The 21630-nt window shown below is 66.4% G+C and carries 25 protein-coding genes; 19 read left to right on the top strand and 6 right to left on the bottom strand.

From position 1 onward, the window contains the following. The first annotated feature begins 203 nt into the window (after positions 1–203). Positions 204–1229 (top strand): alpha/beta hydrolase, encoded by a 1026-nt coding sequence (locus tag NS6_RS12800; RefSeq protein WP_068040959.1) that lies wholly within the window; start codon positions 204–206, stop codon positions 1227–1229. Between the two features lie 216 nt (positions 1230–1445). Here the strand turns inward: NS6_RS12800 and NS6_RS12805 are convergent, their stop codons facing one another. Next, positions 1446–2255 (bottom strand): enoyl-CoA hydratase-related protein, encoded by an 810-nt coding sequence (locus NS6_RS12805; protein WP_068040961.1) that lies wholly within the window; start codon positions 2253–2255, stop codon positions 1446–1448. Positions 2256–2387: 132 nt separating this feature from the next. Between NS6_RS12805 and NS6_RS12810 the strand changes: the two genes are divergently transcribed. After that, positions 2388–3623 carry a TetR/AcrR family transcriptional regulator gene (locus tag NS6_RS12810; RefSeq protein ID WP_084471007.1) on the top strand — a complete coding sequence of 412 codons (1236 nt, stop codon included), beginning with the start codon at positions 2388–2390 and terminating at the stop codon, positions 3621–3623. 55 nt (positions 3624–3678) lie between these two features. Here NS6_RS12810 and NS6_RS12815 read toward each other — a convergent pair whose 3' ends face one another. Further along, the gene (locus NS6_RS12815; protein ID WP_084471008.1) at positions 3679–5196 is read right to left on the bottom strand and encodes an aldehyde dehydrogenase family protein; all 1518 of its coding nucleotides are present in this window, start codon (positions 5194–5196) and stop codon (positions 3679–3681) included. Positions 5197–5466: 270 nt separating this feature from the next. Here NS6_RS12815 and NS6_RS12820 point away from each other — a divergent pair, with 270 nt between their 5' ends. The 3 genes from NS6_RS12820 to NS6_RS12830 are packed head-to-tail and all read left to right on the top strand — an operon-like array spanning position 5467 to position 8296. Further along, positions 5467–6624, top strand: a complete 1158-nt coding sequence (locus NS6_RS12820) for an ATP-binding cassette domain-containing protein (RefSeq protein ID WP_245669300.1) — start codon at positions 5467–5469, stop codon at positions 6622–6624. Then, the gene (locus NS6_RS12825; RefSeq protein ID WP_068040963.1) at positions 6621–7433 is read left to right on the top strand and encodes an ABC transporter permease; all 813 of its coding nucleotides are present in this window, start codon (positions 6621–6623) and stop codon (positions 7431–7433) included. Before NS6_RS12820 ends, NS6_RS12825 begins: the two co-directional genes overlap by 4 nt. Continuing rightward, on the top strand, positions 7430–8296 hold the full coding sequence (locus tag NS6_RS12830; RefSeq protein ID WP_068040965.1) for an ABC transporter permease: 867 nt from the start codon (positions 7430–7432) through the stop codon (positions 8294–8296). Before NS6_RS12825 ends, NS6_RS12830 begins: the two co-directional genes overlap by 4 nt. Positions 8297–8412: 116 nt before the next feature. Here NS6_RS12830 and NS6_RS12835 read toward each other — a convergent pair whose 3' ends face one another. Both NS6_RS12835 and NS6_RS12840 read right to left on the bottom strand, forming a co-directional pair. Next, entirely contained in the window at positions 8413–9600 is a 1188-nt protein-coding gene (locus tag NS6_RS12835; protein ID WP_068040967.1) for a lycopene cyclase family protein, read from the bottom strand. 226 nt (positions 9601–9826) lie between these two features. Continuing rightward, entirely contained in the window at positions 9827–10306 is a 480-nt protein-coding gene (locus NS6_RS12840) for a hotdog fold domain-containing protein (RefSeq protein ID WP_068040969.1), read from the bottom strand. Between the two features lie 460 nt (positions 10307–10766). Here NS6_RS12840 and rpsJ point away from each other — a divergent pair, with 460 nt between their 5' ends. The 12 genes from rpsJ (at position 10767) to NS6_RS12900 (ending at position 17534) form a co-directional block, all read left to right on the top strand. After that, positions 10767–11072, top strand: a complete 306-nt coding sequence (gene rpsJ, locus NS6_RS12845) for a 30S ribosomal protein S10 (protein ID WP_003938093.1) — start codon at positions 10767–10769, stop codon at positions 11070–11072. A gap of 14 nt (positions 11073–11086) precedes the next feature. After that, the gene (rplC, locus tag NS6_RS12850; RefSeq protein WP_068041057.1) at positions 11087–11752 is read left to right on the top strand and encodes a 50S ribosomal protein L3; all 666 of its coding nucleotides are present in this window, start codon (positions 11087–11089) and stop codon (positions 11750–11752) included. Continuing rightward, entirely contained in the window at positions 11749–12423 is a 675-nt protein-coding gene (rplD, locus tag NS6_RS12855) for a 50S ribosomal protein L4 (RefSeq protein ID WP_068040971.1), read from the top strand. The genes rplC and rplD overlap by 4 nt, the downstream gene beginning before the upstream one ends. Beyond that, entirely contained in the window at positions 12420–12725 is a 306-nt protein-coding gene (gene rplW, locus NS6_RS12860; RefSeq protein WP_030522697.1) for a 50S ribosomal protein L23, read from the top strand. Before rplD ends, rplW begins: the two co-directional genes overlap by 4 nt. A gap of 33 nt (positions 12726–12758) precedes the next feature. Beyond that, a complete protein-coding gene (rplB, locus tag NS6_RS12865; RefSeq protein WP_068040973.1) occupies positions 12759–13595 on the top strand; it encodes a 50S ribosomal protein L2 in 837 nt (278 codons plus the stop codon). A 14-nt stretch (positions 13596–13609) separates the two neighbouring features. Further along, positions 13610–13891: a 30S ribosomal protein S19 gene (gene rpsS, locus NS6_RS12870; protein WP_030522695.1), complete on the top strand. Its 282-nt coding sequence runs from the start codon at positions 13610–13612 to the stop codon at positions 13889–13891. Beyond that, a complete protein-coding gene (gene rplV, locus NS6_RS12875) occupies positions 13888–14286 on the top strand; it encodes a 50S ribosomal protein L22 (protein ID WP_030522694.1) in 399 nt (132 codons plus the stop codon). Before rpsS ends, rplV begins: the two co-directional genes overlap by 4 nt. Further along, a complete protein-coding gene (rpsC, locus tag NS6_RS12880) occupies positions 14287–15084 on the top strand; it encodes a 30S ribosomal protein S3 (RefSeq protein WP_033244238.1) in 798 nt (265 codons plus the stop codon). It abuts the gene before it with no gap. 3 nt (positions 15085–15087) lie between these two features. Continuing rightward, on the top strand, positions 15088–15504 hold the full coding sequence (gene rplP / locus NS6_RS12885) for a 50S ribosomal protein L16 (RefSeq protein ID WP_068040975.1): 417 nt from the start codon (positions 15088–15090) through the stop codon (positions 15502–15504). After that, on the top strand, positions 15504–15743 hold the full coding sequence (gene rpmC / locus NS6_RS12890) for a 50S ribosomal protein L29 (protein WP_068040977.1): 240 nt from the start codon (positions 15504–15506) through the stop codon (positions 15741–15743). The genes rplP and rpmC overlap by 1 nt, the downstream gene beginning before the upstream one ends. Then, complete coding sequence (gene rpsQ, locus NS6_RS12895) at positions 15740–16009, top strand: 30S ribosomal protein S17 (RefSeq protein ID WP_068040979.1); 270 nt, start codon at positions 15740–15742, stop codon at positions 16007–16009. Before rpmC ends, rpsQ begins: the two co-directional genes overlap by 4 nt. 289 nt (positions 16010–16298) lie before the next feature. Next, positions 16299–17534: a hypothetical protein gene (locus NS6_RS12900; protein ID WP_157112741.1), complete on the top strand. Its 1236-nt coding sequence runs from the start codon at positions 16299–16301 to the stop codon at positions 17532–17534. Positions 17535–17595: 61 nt separating this feature from the next. Here the strand turns inward: NS6_RS12900 and NS6_RS12905 are convergent, their stop codons facing one another. Then, the gene (locus NS6_RS12905) at positions 17596–18183 is read right to left on the bottom strand and encodes an HdeD family acid-resistance protein (protein WP_068040982.1); all 588 of its coding nucleotides are present in this window, start codon (positions 18181–18183) and stop codon (positions 17596–17598) included. 341 nt (positions 18184–18524) lie between these two features. On the opposite strand from NS6_RS12905, the gene NS6_RS12910 reads away from it, so the two are divergent. Then, a complete protein-coding gene (locus tag NS6_RS12910; protein WP_245669302.1) occupies positions 18525–19118 on the top strand; it encodes a hypothetical protein in 594 nt (197 codons plus the stop codon). A 67-nt stretch (positions 19119–19185) separates the two neighbouring features. Here the strand turns inward: NS6_RS12910 and NS6_RS12915 are convergent, their stop codons facing one another. Beyond that, complete coding sequence (locus NS6_RS12915) at positions 19186–19929, bottom strand: CPBP family intramembrane glutamic endopeptidase (RefSeq protein WP_068040984.1); 744 nt, start codon at positions 19927–19929, stop codon at positions 19186–19188. Positions 19930–20096: 167 nt separating this feature from the next. Here NS6_RS12915 and NS6_RS12920 point away from each other — a divergent pair, with 167 nt between their 5' ends. Continuing rightward, a complete protein-coding gene (locus tag NS6_RS12920; RefSeq protein WP_068041060.1) occupies positions 20097–21629 on the top strand; it encodes an alpha/beta hydrolase in 1533 nt (510 codons plus the stop codon). The last annotated feature ends 1 nt before the right edge of the window (position 21630 follow it).

A 21630-nucleotide genomic window follows, 5' to 3' on the forward strand; every position in this document is an offset into this window, starting at 1 on the left:
TACGGTAACGATATGCCCACGCCGTACGACTACACAGGCGGAAACTCCGGGGCGGTCGATTCGTGCCCGGATACTGTGAGCGTTCGGTCCGGGACCCGGCCTGTGCCGGTGTGTGGAAAGAGCCGAATGAACATTCGATACGAAGCGAAGGTGCGAAATTGATACGTCGACTCAGCCGGCGTGGCGGAAGACGCGCCGCGGCGATGGTCGCGGCCACAGCGGTGTTCGCGGGAATGATGACGGGGCTCGGTGGTGGTACCGCAGCGGCGGCCGACCCGATCATCGAGTCCAAGACTCTGCTCGCCGACCCCACCTCGCCCAACGGGTCGCGGATTGTCAAGGCCGAGTACAAGGACGATCGCAACCTGCGCCTGTATGTGCACTCGACGGCCATGGACAAGGAGATCGTCGTCGATGTCCAGCGTCCGGCCGACGCCTCGGAGCCCCGGCCCACGCTGTATCTGCTGAACGGTGCGGGCGGCGGCGAGGATTCCGCATCGTGGCAGGCACAGACCAATACGCTCGAATTCTTGTCCGACAAGAATGTGAACGTGGTCCAGCCGATCGGTGGTAGCTGGACCTACTACACCGACTGGATCGCCGATGATCCGGCGCTCGGCCGCAACAAGTGGAAGACCTTCTTCACCGAGGAACTTCCGCCGCTGGTCGACGGCGCGCTCGGCACCAACGGTGTGAACGCCCTCGCCGGCCTGTCGACCTCCGCCACCACCGTGCTGGCCCTCCCGATCGGGAATCCGGGCCTGTACAAGGCGGCCGCCTCCTACAGCGGTTGCGCGCAGACCAGCGATCCGGTGGGGTCGGAATTCGTGAAGCTCACCGTCGAGACGTGGGGCGGTGGCGACACCATGAACATGTGGGGTCCGCAGGGCTCGGAGGCGTGGGTCGCGAACGATCCGTTCGTCCACGCCGAGGCGCTGCGCGGTATGGAACTCTACGTGTCCACCGGTAACGGCCTGCCCGGCCGCTGGGACACGCTGGACGGCCCGCACACGCTGCCGGGGTCCTACGGCCTGGCCAACCAGATCCTGGTCGGTGGTGTCATCGAAGCGGGTACGAATTTCTGCACCCACAACCTGAAGGGCCGGCTGGATTCGATGGGTATCCCGGCGACCTTCAACTTCCGTGATTCGGGCACCCACTCGTGGGGCTACTGGGAAGACGAGTTCCGGGCTTCCTGGCCGGTGCTCGCCCGTGGCCTGGGGGTCTGATCCCGGCTCCGCGCCGCTGAGGAAGGCGTGAGATAAGTCGAATATTGGCGGCCCGGTCGAATCGACCGGGCCGCCAATGGTTTCCGTACAGGCGGGCGATCACCCGAAGATCGGGCCGGAGCTTGTCGGTGCGGGCCGGCCGGTGGTGTTTCACCCCGGAACAGAACAACGGCCCGGCCGAATCGACCGGGCCGTCCTGGTAGTCCGGGGCGGCACCTACTCCGCGAAGACCGCTTTGCGCTTGCCCAGCATGGCGGCGGCGCCCTCGAAGAAGTCGGGCGACTGCAGCAGTTCGACCTGCCCGGCTTTCTCGTCGGCGAGGGCGGTGTCCAGCGCGGCCAAGGTAGCGCGGTTGAGGGCCTTCTTGGTGAGCTCCAGTGCCCGGCGGGGGCCGTGGCCGATCTTTTCGGCGGCGGCCTCGACGGCGGCATCCAGTTCGTCGGTGGTCGCCAGGACATCGGTGAACAGGCCCTCGGCGCGGGCGGCCGGGGCGGGCAGGCGCTCGCCCAGCAATGCCAGGCGGGCGGCCAGGGGGCGACCTGCCGCCGCAGCGACCAGGGCCGCGGCGCCGCCGTCGGGCATCAGGCCGATATTGACGAAGGCCAGTAGTAGGTAGGAGTCGGTTTCGGCGTAGACCAGGTCGGCGGCCAGCGCGATACCGACACCGACCCCGGCGGCCGCACCCCGGATCCGGGAGATCACGGGGACCGGCATATCCACAATGGCGCGGACCAGACGGTTCGCCGCATCCATCACCATTTCCGGGGTGATTCCGCGGGCGCCTTCTCCGGCGCCGGCGGCCAGATCGGCGCCGGTGCAGAAATCGCCGCCCGCACCGGTGAGTACGACGACGCGGACCGATGTGTCTTCGGCGGCGGCTAGGAAGGTGTCGCCGAGCGCGACCAGGCTGTCGTAGTCGAGGGCGTTCTTGCGCTTGGGTTTGGTGAGCGTCACCCGCAGCACCCGGCCGTCGTGCACCGCGGAGAAACCCGCCGGCTGTGTTGTGGGGGAATCTGTGTTGACCATGTGCGCTCCATCGGGTGCTGTCCGGTGCCGGTCGGCGTGCGAATACCGGTTAACATTGCGAATTGTGGTTAACTTAGGTTGACTTGTCGGGCGCTGTCAACACCGGCGGCGTCGCCACGGAACGGAGAATGCATGGTCGCGGAGAGCAGCCGGGTGAACCCGGTGCGCATTCGTCCGGCCGACCGTGGCAACGGCCAGGGCGGACGCCGGCGTCCCAAGGATCGCAAGGTGCAGATCATGCGCGCGGCGGCCCGCGCGTTCAGCGAGCGCGGCTACTACCCGGTCGGCGTGGACGAGATAGCAGCCGAGGTCGGGATCTCCGGTCCGGCGCTGTACCGCCATTTCGCCAACAAGTATGCGCTGCTGGTCGCCGCGGCCGAAGAAGGCGCCCGGCAACTACTCGATGCCGCGCGCGGCGCGGACGAACCCGGTGCGACCCCGGAACAGCACCTGGATGCCCTTATCCGCGCCGTGGCCGAGCATACGATCGAGATCCGCCGTGAGGCCGGCCTGTACCGCTGGGAGGGCCGCTACCTCGAGCAGCCCGACCGCGCCCGGATCCGCACCCTGTACAACGAGATCAACCGGACCTTCGCCGGGCCGATCGAGAAGTTGCGGCCGGACGCGCCACCGGAGGACATTGCCCTGCTGGCGGCCGCGGTGCTCAGTGTGATCGGCAGTATTTCGGCACATCGCACCGCCTTGTCGAGCGCCAAACTGCTGCCGCTGCTGTGCGATATGGCGTGGGCGATCGTGCGGACCGAACTCCCGCCCGCCCCCGGCCCCGGTGAACCGGATCCGCAGCCGCGGGGCCTGCCGGTCACCTCCAAACGGGAGCAGTTGCTCACCGAGGCGATCCGCATCTTCGGCCGCCGCGGCTATCACGAGGCCAGTATCGAGGAGATCGGTGCCGCCGTCGGTATCAACGCCTCCAGCGTCTACCGGTACTTCAGCAGTAAATCCGATCTGCTGGCCGCGGCGTTCCACCGCACCGGTGACAGGCTGGCATTCGCGATCACCGAGGCGCTGGCCGAGGCCAGTGGCCGCGCGGATGCCGTGAACAAGATCGCCGACCGGTATGTGCGGCTCAGTTTCGCCATGCCGGAGATCATGCCGGTGTACTACGCGGAATTCCCGAACCTGCCGCAGGCCGAACAACACAAACTACGGGCGATTCAGCGGCAGAACGTGCACGAATGGGCGAATCTGCTGGACGACGACCCCACCGAGGCGCGTTTCCGGGTGCATTCGGCGATCGGTCAGGTGATCGATGTGGGCCGGTTGATCCGCTTCGATTCCCGCCCGCAGCATATGGCCAGGCTGCACGCGCTGATGATGGCCACGTTGCTGGGATCCGAACTCCGCTGAACTGCCCTACGGATCCGGCCCCGGCCGGGCGAAGGTGAGATCTCGCAGGAGTGCGCTACCCGTGCCGGAACCGGAAGACGGTGCGCGCGAATCGCAGTCGCCGCGCGTTCCGGTAAAAGCTGGACAGCCCCAATGCTTCGCCGTAGCGGTTCCGGGCGATGGACAGGGTCCGGCTGAATTCGCGCAAGCCCAGATCGCCGTGGCTGTGGCCCTGCCCGTACTCGCCCACACCGCCGAACGGCAGCGCCGGGATGCTCGCGTAGGTAGTGGCGGTATTGACCGTGACCACTCCCGCCCGCAATCGTTCGGCGTAGATTTCGACCTCGGCGATATCGCGGGTGAACACCGAGACCGCGATACCGCGACCGGCATCGTTGATGCGGGTTACGGCATCGTCGAGGTCGCGCACCTTGTTCACGATGAGAACCGGGCCGATACCCTCCTCGGTGATGGCGATGCTCTCCTCCGGGACGTCGGTCAGAACGATGGGTTCGACGTAGGGCTCGCGAATCGAGTCCAGGCCGCCGACGACCGCTCGGCCGCCCCGGGCGAGCGCGTCGCGGACCTGTCTGCGCACCACCTCGGTCTGCGATTCCAGGATCATCGGGCCGTAGGACGACCGGCGGTCGGCGCCCGGACGTAGTGCCCGTGCCCGGTCCGCGACCAAGTCGAGGAACCGGTCGTAGATCGATGCCGCGACGTAGGCGCGCTGGACACCGGTCGCGTTCTGGCCCGCATTGGCCATGGCGCCGAATACGGCCGCCTCGGCGGCATCGTCGATTTTCGCGTCGACGTGCACGATCATGGCGCCCTTGCCGGAGTTCTCCACCACGACCGGCGTCATGGTCTGCGCGCACAGCGAGATCACCTCCCGGCCCTGCGCCTCCGGACCTGCATACGCGATCTTGTCGACACCGGAGCGGCACAGTGCGGCGGCGGTGGAATCGTCACCGGTGACCGCCGACAGCACCGGTTTGTCCGGCGCGACCTCCCGCCAGGTCGATGCCAGCCACAATCCGGTACCGCTGGTGAGCTCGTGGGGTTTGAAAACCACGGCGTTACCGGCGGCCATGGCGTACACGATGGACCCCATCGGGGTGAACACCGGGTTTTGCCAGGGCCCCAGCACCCCCACCACGCCCAGCGGCAGATAGCCGACCGACGCGTGCTGGTTGCGGGTGAGCCAGTTCGGTGCCAGTGTGCGCCGGCTCAGGACCGGGCCCGCGTTGCGCGCGGCCCAATCGAGGTTCTCCACCGCGAGCATCACCTCGATCGCGGCATCGGCCTCGGGCTTACCGGTTTCCTCGCGCAGAATCTCCACCAACTGTGCTGCGCGGCGGGCGATAACGCGTTTCCACTCCAGTAGCAGTCGTTTGCGTGGGCCGAAACCCGCTGTCGACCACCAGCTCTCGGCGGATCGGGCTTCGGACACTGCGCGTTCGAGTTCGCCCGGTCCGGCGATGGAGTAGTTGCCGACGATCTCTCCGGTGCGGGGATCGTAAGAGGTGAGCACGCTCGGTCGGCCGGATCCTCCCGAACGCGCCGCCATCTCGGGCTGCGCGGTATCGGCCATGCAAGTCAGATTATGGTGGCGGCCGCCACGCCGACAAGGCACCCGCACTGCCCGTGCACTGTCATTGCACCGCCGACCAGGGGTGATAGTCCGCCTATACGCTGCTGTGAGCAAACGCACAGTTGGCCCGGATTTCATTCGGGGTACCGGCGGCGCCCCGGCCGCCGAAACGCCGATCGGTAACATCGCGACCGGCGCCGGGGATCATCCAGCGGGATACCGATGCGCCGGTCCGCCCCACCGCCCCATCCGGCCGATAGTGGAGAGTTGATGCCGAGTTCGAATGATGCTGGGACAGCCGCCCGGAACGTTGTCTCTCCGGCTGAGCCGGGCAATGTCCTTCCGGCCGAGCCGGAGGGTGTGCCCGCCTCGCCGGACGAGAGCGCCGCGGCCCGGCCGGGCACCCCCCCGCCGGAGACGAATCGGGCGGGTTCCCGGAAGTCCGGCCCCGGCGCGACCGCTGTTACGGCGACGGTCGAGGTCGACGGGATCACCAAATCGTTCGGCGAGGTACACGCACTGCGGGGGGTGAGCTTCACCGCCGAGCGCGGCACCGTACTCGGCATCCTCGGACCCAACGGGGCCGGCAAGACCACCGCCGTAAAAATCCTCTCGACCCTACTGCGGCCGGACGCCGGGCAGGCGATCGTGGCAGGTCACGATGTCCGGCGGGATCCGGCGGCGGTGCGCCGTTCGATCATGATGACCGGGCAGTATGCGGCGCTGGACCTGAACCTGTCGGGTCGGGAGAACCTCGAACTGTTCGGCCGGTTGATGGGCTTGGGCAAATCGGCGGCGCGGAAACGCGCGGACACACTGCTGGCCGAATTCGATCTCGTCGCCGCCGGCCGGCGCCCCGTGCACCAGTATTCCGGTGGTATGCGGCGCCGGGTGGATATCGCCTGCGGGCTGGTGGTCCGGCCGGAAGTGGTGTTCCTCGACGAACCGACCACCGGCCTCGACCCGCGGAGCCGGCAGGGCGTCTGGGAGCTGGTGAACGCGCTGAAGGAACAGGGCATCACCGTTCTGCTGACCACCCAGTACCTGGAAGAAGCCGATGTGCTGTCGGACAACATCATCGTGATCGACAAAGGCACGGTGATCGCCGAAGGCACCGCCGACGAACTCAAGGAGAAGACGGGCGGCAGCTACTGCGAAATCGTGCCGCTGGATCCCGCCGAGGTACGTCGTGCCGCCGCCGCCCTGGGAGACCTCGTCCCGTCCGTGGTGGCAGCGGATCTCGACGGTTCCGAGCGGCTGTCCATCCCCGCACCGGAGGGCGCCGCGACACTTGCCGAGGCATTGCGCCGGCTGGATGCCGCCGAGATCAGGCTCGCCGATATCGGGCTGCGGCGTCCCTCCCTGGACGATGTCTTCCTGTCCATCACCGGCCATACCGGCACCGAGCGGCCGGGTGAGCCCACATGAGCGCTCCCGCCCTCGACCGCCCCGGGCTCTTCGCCGCCGAACTGCCGCGCACGCACGTCTCGTACTTCGCACAGTGGCGGGCACTGACCGGCCGGATCGTCTGGACCATGATCAGCAAGGGTGAGCTGATCGGCGCGATCCTCACGCCGCTCGTCTTCACCGTCGGCTTCTACCTGCCGCTGCGCATGGTGATGCAGTTCCAGGGCATCGACTACGCGCAGTTCGTGATGCCCATCGTCGTATTGCAGACCATGGCGTTCACCATGATGTCGAACGCGCAACTGGCGGCCTTCGAGGCGCGCACCGGATTCACCACCCGGTTGCAGACCATGCCGATCGGACTGCTGGTGCCGTTGACCTCGCGGATCGCGGCCGGACTCGTCCGATCCGTCGTTTCGCTGACCGCCGCGCTGATCTACGGGCACATCATCGGATTCGAATTCACCGCCGGGTGGGGCCAAACCATCGGGTTCTGTGCCTTCGCGCTCGCTGTCGGCACCATGCTGGCCGTCGGCGCGGACGGTCTGGGGAGCCTGACGAAGAGCCCGCAGGCGCTGAGCCAGGCGTTGACCCTGCCGACCTTGATCTTCGGCATGATGTCCTGCGGTTTCGTACCGGAAACCCAGTTTCCCGAATGGGTCCAGCCGTTCGTCCGCAACCAGCCCATCACCCAGTTCGCCTACGCCCTGCGCGATATGGCGGGCGACGGTGTGAGCTGGGAAGTGCTGCGGGTCGGTGTGATCTGGCTGGTCGCCGGGGCGGTGCTGTTCGTCCCGTTCGCGGTCTGGGCGAGTGTGAGGCGATCATGAGCATTGTCGATACCCCTGCGGGCCGCGAACGTTTCGCGCCGACGGCCGCCGCGATCGATCTGCCGAAGGTCGCTGCGCGCCCCGAGACCTCGCCGGTGGCCTGGGCGGTACACAGCTGGCTCGAATGCAAACGGCTGCTGACCGCCTGGCTTCGCGATCCGTCGACCACCATCCAGACCATCGTGTACCCGGCGCTGACCCTGGTGATGTTCTGGATCGTTCTCGACGAGTCCATTTCGAGTTTCTCCGGGAAGCCGGCCGTCTACGGCACCGTCCCGATGATCACGCTGATCGCGGCGATGATCGGGGCCGTGGTGAGCGCGCTCGGCTTCAAGAACGAGAAGGCCACCGGGCTACTCGGCCGGTTCTGGACCATGCCGATCCATCGTGCGGCCGGTCTCACCGGCCGGATGCTGGCCGAAGCGATCCGCGTGCTGGTCACCACGCTGATCGTGATCGCGGTGGGCTTCTGTATCGGTTTCCGATTCGAACAGGGCCCGGTGGCCGCGCTCGGGCTCATCGGGATCCCGATCCTTTTCGGTATCGGCTTCGCAGTGTTCATCACCGCGATCGCCACCGTCACCGAAGGGCCGCTGCTGGTGCAGCTGGTCGGGCTGCTCACCAACCTGCTGCTGTTCTTCAACTCCGGATTCGTGCTGATCGAGGCCTACCCGACCTGGCTGCAGTCCACCGTGGCGAACCAGCCGATGAGCTGCGCCATCGAGGCGATGAAGGGGCTCTCCTACGGCGGCCCGGTCGCCGAACCACTCATCGACACCCTGCTGTGGGTGGGCGGGGTAATCCTGGTATTCGGTTACCCAGCGGTCCGCGGCTACCGGAAGGCGTCGGAGACGAGCGGCTGAGGACCGGCCGCGATACCGGATGACGAACTGCCGCCGCGGCCGGTCAGCAGATCGCCGCGGTAGTGCAGGGGTCGCCCGGGTTCACCTTCCAGCCGCCGGCCCGGCGCTGCTCGGGGCTATTTCCTACTGTCGGCGGGCACTGCCGGGGCGAACGGGTAATCGACCCACCGGTTGCGGTTGGTCCAGCCGACGAGGTCGTAGCGCCAGCGGAACGGCCAGGTGTGGGCGACGGTGTTGAAAAGCACCGACCCCAGGACGGTGTAGTCGTCATGCGCCGACAGGAGTGCCCGTTGCCCGCGCGGGGAAGCGGAGAAGAAGGAATCGAACATGGCGACGGACTGTTCGGTGGTCAACCGGCCCAGCCCCCACAGCCCGCGCATCCGCATCCAATAGGTGAGACGTGCTTGCCACGGCCACAAGGCGGCGATCGCGTCCTCGCCGCGCTGGATGGCGCCGACCGCGGTATCGGCCAGCGCGAATGAATCGGCCACGCTGTAGCCGGTGCACGGATGCATCATTCCGCCGCGCGAGCCGAACGGCACCACCCGCCCGACGCCTTTGGCCGGCGGCGCCGTGTCCAGCGGGTAGTGCGCGGCTTCGGTGGGTTCCTCCCCGGTCAGTTCGATACCGTGCGCGGCCAGCCGGTTCAGGGCGCGTTTACGCAGTTCGTGCTGTGGCATCCCGCCCCGCAACCCGAGGCTGGTTTCCTCGAAGATCACCGTGCCGTCGCCGAGCGGCACCGCGTACAGGAACGACGGCGGCTCGTCCGGTCCCGCGCCGTTCTCCGGCCGCCAGTCCAGCAGCAGCCCCTCGCCGTCGCGAACCATCGGCTCAGCGGTTTCGGCGGCGACGAAGATTCCGTGCGCGCTGGCCGTACGGCGGTCACCCGGCCCGGGCATACCGCGGGAGTCGACCACCACCGTCGCGCCGATCACCGTGCCGTCGGCGAGTTCGACCTCGTGCGCTTCCACCCGGGCCGCACGCTGTGCGAACACCCGGGCGTCGTCGAGCGCCAGCGCGTCCCGCAGCAGCGGTTTCGACAGTACGCAGTAGGGGCGTTCGATCCGGAGCTCGGAAGTGGACCAGACGACCGGTGCGGGGATCCGGCTTGCGATCACGTTGTGCGGCAACCACTCCGGCAGTTCATCGATCCAGCACGAAAACGTCGGCGGCCACAGACGATCGGGCCGGGGATCCACGGCCGCCACCCGCAGCCCGGCCACGGTGGCGCGGTGGGCGAGAGCCCGGCCGGCCGGGCCCAGCCCGACGACGCAGATATCGAACTTGTCGGTACTGGCTGACATACAACGCATTCAACGGGGTTCACCTGGGGAAGACAACAGGCGGCTGCGTGCGATGGTTGTGAGCTGGATCGCGCAGGTAATGAGTGGCCCTGCTCGCGAAGGTGTTGTGTTTCTTGCGGCGCCGCGGGTTTCGGCCCCCCTTGGACGGGCCGAAACCTTTCAGGGCCTCGCTGAACTCGGCACCGCCGTTGGTTACGTGGGGATGGGGGTGGGTCCGGGTTCGGAGTCAGTTCTTGGGGGTCACCCAGGTGGTGATGTCGGCGTGCACGACCTCGCGACCGGTTTTGTCGAAGATCGATACGGGGACGGTCACGTCGCGGCCTTCGACGATGGCGGCGAAGTCGGGGATTTCCGGGAGTTCGGCGACCGCGCGGAGGCCGGTGGTCGCTTTGGTGAGGTACTGGACCTGCATCGCCTTGGGAATCCAGCGGTGTGTGTCGGGAACTGTGGCCTCGCTCAGCATGCCCATGGCGATCTCCGCCAGGTTGCAGGCCGCGATGGCATGGAAGGTGCCCAGGTGGTTGTGGACACCGAACCATTTCGGAGCCTTGACCTCGCACAGGCCGGGTTCCAGCCGGGTCACCCGGGGCAGGACCGTGGCGAAATAGGGGACACGGGCCACCATCGACAGGGAGAACAGGCCGTGGCCGACGGCGTTGTCCGGCAGTTTGCGCCAGCCACGGTAGGTGCCGGTTAGGTTCGTCATGCCACTATCTTACTCAGCGGTAAGATAGTGCCTCGGCGGTATGGTCGACGCAGTGCCGGACCTCGGTCGACCCCGATTTGAAACCCCTCGGGGGGCTCGTGCATACTGTTCGGGTTGCCTTGCCCCGGGTCGCCGTCGTTTCCATGAAATGACACGGCTGGGCGGGGTGAGTAAAACCAGCGAGTACCTCACCGAATGCGGTGCGGGTACGTCCGGGACGAAGTTCCGCCGGCCACGATCGAAGTTTTCTTCCGGGGCCGAGGAATGAGCGGAATGGCGACACGCCCGACCGCGTGGACCGGAGAACCATGACAGATGAACAGCGGCACGGACTGGGTTGTCCCCGGTCGTGGTCTCCACTGAGACGTCATCGTGTGTTCGGGCTGTGCAAATGAAGGTGGTACGGACGCCCTAGCCGGTATCCGGATCACGGACGAAAGCGGAGAAAAGGACACTTAGCGTGGCGGGACAGAAGATCCGCATCAGGCTCAAGGCCTATGACCACGAGGCGATCGATGCGTCTGCACGCAAGATCGTCGAAACGGTGACCCGCACCGGGGCCCGGGTCGTCGGGCCGGTGCCGTTGCCGACCGAGAAGAACGTGTACTGCGTCATCCGTTCGCCGCACAAGTACAAGGACTCGCGCGAGCACTTCGAGATGCGCACGCACAAGCGGCTGATCGACATCCTCGACCCGACGCCGAAGACGGTCGATGCCCTCATGCGCATCGATCTGCCGGCCAGCGTCGACGTCAATATCCAGTGACGGGGACTCTCGATATGACTGACAACAAGAGCAGGCCCGCGGCCGGCATCCTGGGCACCAAACTGGGCATGACCCAGGTGTTCGACGACAAGAACCGGGTCGTCCCGGTCACCGTCGTCAAGGCCGGACCGAACGTGGTCACCCAGATCCGTACCGTCGAGCGCGACGGCTACAGCGCCGTGCAGGTCGCCTTCGGCGCCATCGACCCCCGCAAGGTGAACAAGCCGGAATCCGGTCAGTTCACCAAGGCCGGTGTCACCCCGCGCCGGCACGTCGCGGAGATCCGCATCGCGGATGCCGCCACCTTCGAGGTCGGCCAGGAGATCTCGGCCGATGCCTTCGAAGAGGGCACCTACGTCGATGTCACCGGCACCAGCAAGGGCAAAGGCTTCGCCGGCACCATGAAGCGCCACGGTTTCAGTGGCCAGGGTGCCTCCCACGGTGCGCAGGCCGTGCACCGTCGCCCGGGTTCGATCGGTGGCTGCGCCACCCCCGGCCGCGTGTTCAAGGGCATGCGCATGTCGGGCCGGATGGGTAACGACCGCGTCACCACGCAGAACCTGTCGGTTCACAAGGTGGACGCCGAGAACGGGCTGCTGCTGATCAAGGGAGCGATCCCGGGTCGCAAGGGCGGCGTCGTGATCGTCAAGAGCGCCGTGAAGGGTGGTGCGCACGCATGACCAGCCTCGAGAAGAAGGCGAATCTGACGCTGCCGGTCAAAGAACTCGGTGGCAAGAGCAACGGCACCGTCGATCTCCCCGCGGAGATCTTCGATGTGACCGCCAATATCGCGCTGATGCACCAGGTGGTTGTGGCCCAGCAGGCCGCTGCCCGCCAGGGCACCCATTCCACCAAGACCCGCGGTGAAGTCCGCGGCGGTGGGAAGAAGCCGTACCGGCAGAAGGGCACAGGCCGCGCCCGCCAGGGTTCGACCCGCGCTCCGCAGTTCGCCGGCGGTGGCATCGTGCACGGCCCGAAGCCGCGCGACTACAGCCAGCGCACCCCCAAGAAAATGATCCAGGCCGCCCTGCGTGGTGCGCTGTCGGATCGGGCGCGTAGCGAGCGGATCCACGTGATCAGCGAACTCGTCGCGGGCCAGGACCCCTCGACCAAGACCGCGAAGACCTTCCTGTCCGAGCTCTCGGATCGCAAGAAGTTCCTCCTGGTCGTCGGCCGCGAGGACGTCAACGCCTGGAAGAGTGCCCGCAACCTGGAATACGTGCACACCATCGCACCGGACCAGCTGAACACCTACGACGTTCTGGACAGCGACGAAGTCGTGTTCAGCGTCGAGGCGCTCAATGCCTTCGTGCACGGCCCGGCTGAGGCTGCACAGGAGGAGAGCAAGTGAGCACCATCGCCGATCCGCGCGACATCCTGCTGGCGCCGGTCATCTCGGAGAAGTCCTACGGGCTGATCGAGGAAGGCACCTACACCTTCATCGTGCACCCCGACTCCAACAAGACCCAGATCAAGATCGCGGTCGAGAAGGTCTTCGGGGTGAAGGTCACCAGCGTCAACACCGCCAACCGTCAGGGCAAGCGCAAGCGGACCCGCTTCGGTTACGGCAAGCGCAAGGACACCAAGCGCGCGCTCGTGACCATCTCGGCCGACAGCAAGCCCATCGAGATCTTCGGAGGCCCGGTCGCGTAAGCGGCGGGGAATCCAGAAAGCAGAGAAGAACTCATGGCAATCCGTAAATACAAGCCGACTACTCCGGGCCGCCGCGGGTCGTCCGTCTCGGACTTCGCCGAGATCACTCGGTCGACCCCTGAGAAGTCGCTGGTTCGCCCGCTGACCAAGAGCGGTGGCCGTAACGGCCACGGCCGGATCACCACCCGTCATCGCGGTGGCGGTCATAAGCGCGCCTACCGGCTGATCGACTTCCGCCGGCACGACAAGGACGGTGTACCGGCCAAGGTCGCTCATATCGAGTACGACCCCAACCGCACCGCCAATATCGCGCTGTTGCACTTCCTGGACGGCGAGAAGCGCTACATCATCGCCCCCCGTGGCGTGGTGCAGGGCACCAAGATCGAGTCTGGTCCGACCGCGGATATCAAGCCCGGCAACAACCTGCCGCTGCGCAATATCCCCACCGGTACCACCATCCACGCGGTGGAACTGCGTCCCGGCGGCGGTGCCAAGATGGCCCGCTCGGCCGGTGCCAGCATCCAGCTGCTGGGTAAGGAAGGCCCCTACGCCACGCTGCGTATGCCCTCCGGTGAAATCCGCCGCGTCGACGTGCGCTGCCGCGCCACCGTCGGCGAGGTCGGCAATGCCGAACAGTCGAACATCAACTGGGGCAAGGCCGGCCGTATGCGCTGGAAGGGACGCCGCCCCACGGTCCGTGGTGTCGTCATGAACCCGGTCGACCACCCGCACGGCGGTGGTGAAGGCAAGACCTCCGGTGGTCGCCACCCGGTCTCGCCGTGGGGGCAGCCGGAAGGCCGCACCCGTAAGCCGAACCGTCCGAGCGACAAGCTCATCGTCCGTCGCCGCCGCACCGGCAAGAAGCGCTAAGGAGGAGGTAAGAAATGCCACGCAGCCTCAAGAAGGGCCCGTTCGTCGACGACCACCTCCAGGCGAAGGTGGACGTGCAGAACGACAAGGGCACCAAACAGGTCATCAAGACCTGGTCGCGTCGTTCGACCATCACCCCCGATTTCATCGGCCACACCTTCGCCGTCCACGACGGTCGCAAGCACGTGCCGGTGTTCGTCTCGGAGAACATGGTCGGGCACAAGCTCGGTGAGTTCGCGCCGACGAGGACGTTCCGCAGCCACGTCAAGGAAGATCGGAAGAGCAAGCGGCGATGAGCACAGAAACTCAGAATCCGACTGCGCGCGCGACCGCCAAGCACGTGCGCGTGACCCCGATGAAGGCCCGCCGAGTGGTGGACCTCGTTCGCGGCAAGCGTGTCTCCGATGCGCTCGACCTGCTCCGGTTCGCCCCGCAGGCCGCCAGCGAGCCGGTCGCCAAGGTCGTGGCCAGTGCCGCGGCGAACGCCGAGAACAACCTCGGCCTCAACCCCGACACCCTGGTCATCTCGACGGCGTATGTCGACGAGGGCGCGACCATGAAGCGGTTCCAGCCGCGCGCCCAGGGCCGCGCGTTCCGGATCCGCAAGCGCACCAGCCACATCACCATCGAGGTCGAGAGCGTCCCCACCGCCGGTGGCACTCGTGGCCGCCGGAAGGGAGGGGCAAAGTAAATGGGACAGAAAATCAACCCCCACGGCTTCCGCCTCGGTATCACTACCGACTGGAAGTCCCGTTGGTACGCCGATAAGCAGTACGCGGATTACGTCAAGGAAGACGTCGCCATCCGCAAACTGCTGAGCACCGGCATGGAGCGGGCCGGCATCTCCAAGGTGGAGATCGAACGCACCCGTGACCGGGTCCGCGTCGATATCCACACCGCGCGCCCCGGCATCGTCATCGGTCGCCGTGGCGCCGAAGCCGACCGGATTCGCGCCGCGCTGGAGAAGCTCACCAAGAAGCAGGTCCAGCTGAACATCCTCGAGGTCAAGAACCCCGAATCGGATGCCCAGCTGGTTGCTCAGGGTGTCGCCGAACAGCTGTCGAACCGTGTGGCGTTCCGTCGCGCGATGCGTAAGGCCATCCAGTCGGCCATGCGTTCGCCGAACGTCAAGGGCATCCGTGTGCAGTGCTCGGGCCGCCTCGGCGGCGCCGAAATGTCGCGCTCGGAGTTCTACCGCGAAGGCCGCGTCCCGCTGCACACCCTGCGTGCCGATATCGATTACGGCCTCTACGAGGCCAAGACCACCTTCGGTCGTATCGGTGTCAAGGTCTGGATCTACAAGGGCGATATCGTCGGCGGCAAGCGTGAGCTGCCCGCCCCCAGCGCCCCGGCAGGCGATCGCCCGCGCCGGGAGCGGCCGAGCCGTCCGCGTCGTTCCGGTTCCTCCGGCACCACTGCGACCAGCACCGAGGCCGGGCGCGCCGCTACCGCGGTGGCCGAGCCCCCGGCAGAAAAGCAGGAGGGCTGACCAATGCTGATGCCCCGCAAGGTCAAGTTCCGTAAGCAGCATCACCCGAGCCGCAGCGGTCTCTCCAAGGGCGGCACCTCGGTGGCGTTCGGCGAGTTCGGCATCCAGGCTCTGGAGCCGGCGTACGTGACCAACCGGCAGATCGAGGCGGCGCGTATCGCGATGACCCGCCACATCAAGCGTGGCGGCAAGATCTGGATCAACATCTACCCGGATCGCCCGCTCACCAAGAAGCCGGCCGAAACCCGTATGGGTTCCGGTAAGGGTTCGCCGGAGTGGTGGGTCGCGAACGTCAAGCCCGGTCGCGTGATGTTCGAGATGAGTTACCCGAACGAGGAGATTGCTCGTGAGGCGCTGCGCCGCGCGATGCACAAGCTCCCCATGAAGTGCAGGATCGTGACGAGGGAGGAGCAGTTCTGATGGCAACCGGTACCCCTGCCGCAGAGCTCCGCGAGCTGAGCGAGGAGGAGCTCGTCTCCCGCCTGCGTGAATCCAAGGAAGAGCTGTTCAACCTGCGCTTCCAGATGGCGACCGGTCAGTTGACCAATAATCGCCGGCTGCGTGTGGTGCGTCATGAGATCGCGCGTATCTACACGGTCATGCGTGAGCGCGAGCTCGGTTTGGCCACCGGACCCGCTGACAAGGGAGATGCGGCATGAGCGAGACAGAGCAGGAGCGCGGCCGCCGCAAGGTTCGAGTCGGTTACGTCGTCTCCGACAAGATGAACAAGACGATCGTCGTGGAGTTGGAAGACCGTCATCGGCACGCTCTCTACGGCAAGATCATCCGCACCACCTCCAAGGTGAAGGCGCACGACGAGAACGAGGCCGCCGGTGTCGGCGACCGCGTGCAGCTGATGGAGACCCGGCCCACGTCGGCCACCAAGCGGTGGCGGCTGGTCGAGGTCCTGGAGAAGGCCAAGTAAGGTCTGCTTCTCGGCGAGGTCGTAAACGTAAGGCCCGCTTCCTATTCTGGGGAGCGGGCCTTCGTTGTCGTTACGAGTTCCCGATTACGTCGATAGCCCTGATCATCGAAGCTCGGTAGTATCGGATGCCGATCTCAGAGAATGGCGTGTGACGTATAAGTACTTGGACACAGGCCGAGATGGAGTGGTAGCTGTTTCCACAGCTGGAGGGGTGAGAAAATTGGGAAAATAACTCCTAGCCTTGGGGAATGAAATGGGAGATGGTCATATCGCTGGTATCGGGGAACCCGTGACGGTACCCGAAAACAACGAGTTCGAAGGAGCGAAGTGGGGCGAAGGTCCTTCCGTTGGGGGGACGAAGGTGACCCCCGAGTCCGAACGGGAGCCCCATCCTTTGCCCGAGTCCGAACGGGAGCCCCATCCTTTGCCCGCATCTGATCCCGATCCCGATCCCGATCCATCTCCGCCTCCAGGGGCCGGGACTTCGAACCAAGGGAGCGGGAACGATTCCAAAGGCGGGAACGATTCCAAAAGCGGGAACGGCTCTAAAAGCGGGAAGGATGACAAAGAAACTCTTGCCGAGAACCCGTGCGGGGACGGCGATGTACGAATCCTGCCGATCACGGATGGCGAATTGGTGTGCCCGAGTGGCGCCTCGCCGGGGCTGCGATCCTATATCGCCTGCGCGGAGAATGCCATCGGGAAGGCGATCGAACTGCTGGCCGGCGGTGTAAAACCCCTGCCACCGCCGAATCCCTCCGTCGAGGTACCGGCAATCGCCCCGCTCGACACGGGCACCAGCAAGATGGCAACGGTGTACCGAGATGTCGCGGACAACGCTCGAGCGCAGTACAGCTTCTTATGGAACAGCGACAGTCAGGTTGTCACCGCATCGGACCATGTTGCTACCGAAAAGCAGGCAGCATTGCACAAAATCGGGAACATCGTGCGTGATCTGAATGCGAAGCTGTCGGCCGCAGATGGCCGGAAGCTGACTACCGCCCAGGAGGTATCCCTGATGCAGGGCGTATCGCAGGCGGTAGCCCGGGTCTATGAACAGCTCTCGATGACAGCGGAATACAACACCCAGGTAGCCAATGGCTCCGATGGCAGCGGCGGTACGGTGCCCAACCTGGACGGACTGTTGAACCAGGTCGGCGGTGTCGGCGGGTTGGAGAGTCTCCTGCCGATGCTCGCGGCTGCCATACCTATGGCCGGCATGGCGGTGCCGGAGTTGCTGAAGGCGGGCGAAGGTCAGGCCGGCGCGGCCACCGAGACAGCGGTCGCTACGGGCGAGGCTACGGAACTCTCCATGCCGGACGCTGCCGGGGTAGTACCGATTGCTGACGTGGAGCGCGGGAGTCTTGTATCGGATACCGGGCAGCCGGGTCTCCATCCGTCGCTACCCGGTCTCGGTAGGACCTCGACGTCCCGGCGTGCCGCCGGACAACAGGTGTCGAACACCGGCGAATCGGTCGAGGAAGATGAAGCGGAGGCTGTCGAACCCGATTTCCTGGCTGTGTGATGCGAGGGGGCGCGTGACCCCGGCTATCAGCGCGCAACCACGTCGGTCGCCGGTGGCCCGATTACAGTTCGCTCGGTGTCTGTTTCGCGTCGCCGCGCACCTGGAATGCGCCGACGATCTCGACGAGGCCCATGAAGATCAACCACCATCCGGCCACCAAAGTCAGGACGGTGACGGAGTTGAACGGCCAGACGATCAGCATGCCACCGCCGATCAGCAGCACAATGCCGAAGAAGATGTTCCAGCCGCGACCGGGTGTGCCCGAGGGCGCCTCGGTGGCGGAAACAATGACCGCCACGCCCCGGAACAACCACCCGATACCGATCCACAGCGCCATCAGCAGAACGGCGTCACCGAGATGGCGAAGTGCGAAGAAGGCCAGGACGAACGACAGTATTGCGCTGATGATCAGAATGACCCGCCAGCCGCTCGATACATGCTGTCCGAACGCCGCTACCAGCTGGAATACGCCCGACACCAGGAGGTAGATACCGAACAGGATGGCCAATACCACGATCGTCGGCCCGGGCCAGAGCAGAACCAGAACACCGACGGCCACCGACACCACGCCGATGATCAGCATCGCCTGCCACGCTCGCTGAGCCAAACGATGCAACGGCCCCTCGTAGTGTGTTTCGTTGGATGTCATTCCGGCAGAATATGCCGTGACCAGTCCATTTCCGGTGATCGCCCGGCATCGAAACGGCTACAGCGGTGACCGGCCCGATACGCGCGGTAGATCTCGGACCTGACCATCGCCGTCACGGTGCCCAGTTCCGGTTACACCTGGTCCAGCCACCGATGATCAGGTGCACGCTCCGGCGTTCCATGGACGGGCCTCTATTCCTGTCGAGGGTGCTCCGGTTCTACGGCGCACTCAGCTGTTGCGAGGTGATGGCCGGCAAGAGAATTCGGCGGCGGCAGATCGAAATGTGCTGTAGGGAGGGCGGTTGACCGCCCGGAAACGGTTGGCGCTACAGTGTACGGGCTATGAGGGACGCTGCGACAACGATTTCGGGGGCCTGGCGGAGCGAGGACGGAACGGCGGTCGCCTTCCGTGATGCCGCAGTGGCCTGGGCGATGGCCGCTCATGAAGTGCTGACAGAGACCGCGACGGAGTACGGGTACTACGTCACGGCGCAGGAGTTGGCCGAGCGGGTCCAGGAGATGTCGGGGGTGCGTACCGACGCACCGACCCGCACCTGGATGGATGCGATTCTGCGGAAGGTGGCCCGGCGCTGCCACAACGGTGGGGAGCCGCCGCTGACCGCGCTGTGCGTGAAGCGGAATCTGAAGGTGAGCGACAGCTACAAGTATGTGCTGGAGCTGGCTGCGCTGCCGGTGCCGGCGGATATCGAAACCCACGCCGCGTACGCCCGCTGGGCCTGCTATGCGGCGCACGGTGCCGATGTTCCCGCCGACGGTGGCACTCCGCCGCTGATTCCGCGGGGCGGGTCGGCGCGACGCTCCAGCGATGGGTCCGCCGCGAGTAGGCCGGCGCCGCCGAAAACCGAGTCGCGGACGGTCGTGTGCAAGAGCTGTTTCATCCAACTGCCCGCCACCGGGATCTGCGAACACTGCTGACACCCTCGACTGATCCGGCGGGGGACCACGGGCCAGCGATATCGAGCGGTTCGGCGCGGTCGCGGGGTCAGGCCAAAGTCGTATGCCAGAGGAAGGCAGCGGTGAGTGCGCCGGCGCCGTTGACCGCCCAGTGCAGGGCGATGGGGGCCAGCAGGCTGCCGCTGCGGTGGCGGAGCCAGGTGAAGACCACGGCGGCTGCTGCGGTGGCGGCTACGGCGAGCAGGATTCCGGTGACCTGGCCGAGCAGGCCGCCGCCGAGTAAACCGGACAGGCCGCGGTTGCCGGTGGTGAGGCCGAAGGACGAGGCGATATGCCAGAGGCCGAACAGTAGTGAACCGGCGGCGAAAACGCCCCGGGCACCCCACAGCCGATCGAGGGTGCCGTGGAGGACGCCACGGAAGGCGAGTTCTTCCGGGATCACGGTTTGCAGGGGGATGACGATCATCGAGGCGATGAGGGCGCCGGAGATCGTGGCGTAACGGTCGGCGAAGAAGAAAGGGCGGGTCAGGGGGAGGGCGGCGCCGATGACGACCGCGGCCAGCACCACTGCGACCGCGGCGAAGGCGTATGTGGTTCCGGTGCGCCAATGCCGTGGGGACAGGCCGAGCTCCGACCAGTGCAGCCCCCGGCGGCGCATCAATGCCAGCAGCACGAGGGCGGCAACCGGGACGCTGACGATATTGGCCCACGCCGTGGTGAAGTGGGCGATCAGGTTGGTGCAGACGAGTACCACCACCACGACCGCGACATCGATGTAGGCGTGGATTTTGCGCCGCGGAGCAGCCGTTTTCTCGGGAACCGGGTGGAGCATTCGGCCCAGTGTACGGATCGGCCGCGGGCACTTGGGGGGACGTGCCGGGCGACCGCGTTCATCCGGCGGGTCCCCGGCGCCTCGATTAGCATATGCGGCGCGGCAAGGCCGCGAGCTCGATCGTGCCCAGCGGTACAACCAGCGGTTTCCGGGGAAAGTGGGTTGTGATGTCGACCGGCGAAACGGACGCCGAGCGGCGTTCCGGGCGTGCCCGGTGGCGGGCGGTGGGGTGGCTGCTCGCGGTGATCGTGCTGGTGGCCGTGGCGCCGGTGCTGGCCGGTGATCGGATGCGTATTCCGTATTACAGCCAGGAACTGGATTGGCAGTTGTGCGATACGCCCTCGGTCGATACCCCGGGTGTCGAATGCGCAGACGTGGTGGTCCCACTCGACTACTCCGACCCCGACGGGCGCACGCTGACCGTGGTGATCTCCCGGGTACCGGCCACCGACCCGGATCGGCGGCGCGGAATCCTGATGTCGAACCCGGGCGGCCCGGGGGCGGCGGGGTTGGACAGCCCGGCGCTGCTGGGGGATGTGCTGAGCCCTGACGTGCTCGCACAGTACGACCTGATCGGCATGGACCCACGCGGTATCGGTGCCTCCGACCCTGCGGCGCCCTGCGGCTGGCCGGTCTCGGAGGCCGTTCGGTCGGCCGGGCCGACTCCGGCCGGTTTCGACGAAGAAGTGATGTTCGCCGGTGAGCTGGCCGCGGCCTGCCTGGACGGTGATACCGAGAAGCTGCGTCACCTCACGACCCGCAATACCGCGCGCGATATGGACCTGATCCGCGCCGTGCTGGGGGAGGAGAAGATCAACTACTTCGGGTTGTCCTACGGGACGTATCTGGGCGCGGTGTTCACCGAGATGTTCCCGCGCCGCAGCGACCGGATGGTGCTCGACAGCGCGATCGACCCGGACCGCTACTGGACCGGCCTCGTCCAGGACTGGGGCCCGGCCGACGAGATCGCATTCGACGACTGGGCCCGCTGGGCCGCGGCCCGCGACGCCACCTACCGTCTGGGCGCGACCGCGCCGGAGGTCCGCGCGACGGTGGACGCGCTCTATCAGCGGACGGCCCGGGAGCCGATCATGGTCGACGGCTACCCGATCGACGACCATATCTTCCCGTTCATCCTGCACAACCTGCTGCGTGGTTACCAGGTGAACGAAACACTGGCCGCGACGGTGCGCGATATCGCCGACGCCACCGCGGGTGATACCCGGAGTTCGGCCGAATCCGGGCTCGCGGACCTGCTCGCGGCATTGTTCACCGGGGAGAACTCGGAACTGATGTTCGTTGCCTGCGGCGACTCCGACGCACCGGACGATCCGCAGTGGTACCGGCGCAACGTCGACGCCACCCGCGTCGCTCAGCCGCTGTTCGGGGCGCTGGCGAACAATATTCAGCCGTGCGCGTTCTGGCCGCCGCCCGTCGAGCCGGCAACCGTGGTGCGCAATGAGGTGCCGGTACTGATCGTGCAGGCGACCGGTGACCCGCGCACACCCTACGGCGGGGCGGTTCAGCTACACCGGCATCTCAGCGGGTCGCGGCTGGTGACCCTGCGCGATATCCGCATCCACCTCACGTTCCGGCCGGGCCTCAGTAGTTGCGTGAACAACGCGATCAATGGCTATCTCGCCACGGGGCAGCTGCCTGCCACGGATATCACCTGCACCCCGGATCAGCCGGTTCAGTGAG

This window comes from Nocardia speluncae NBRC 108251, assembly GCF_001613245.1.
GTDB classification, from domain to species: domain Bacteria; phylum Actinomycetota; class Actinomycetes; order Mycobacteriales; family Mycobacteriaceae; genus Nocardia; species Nocardia speluncae.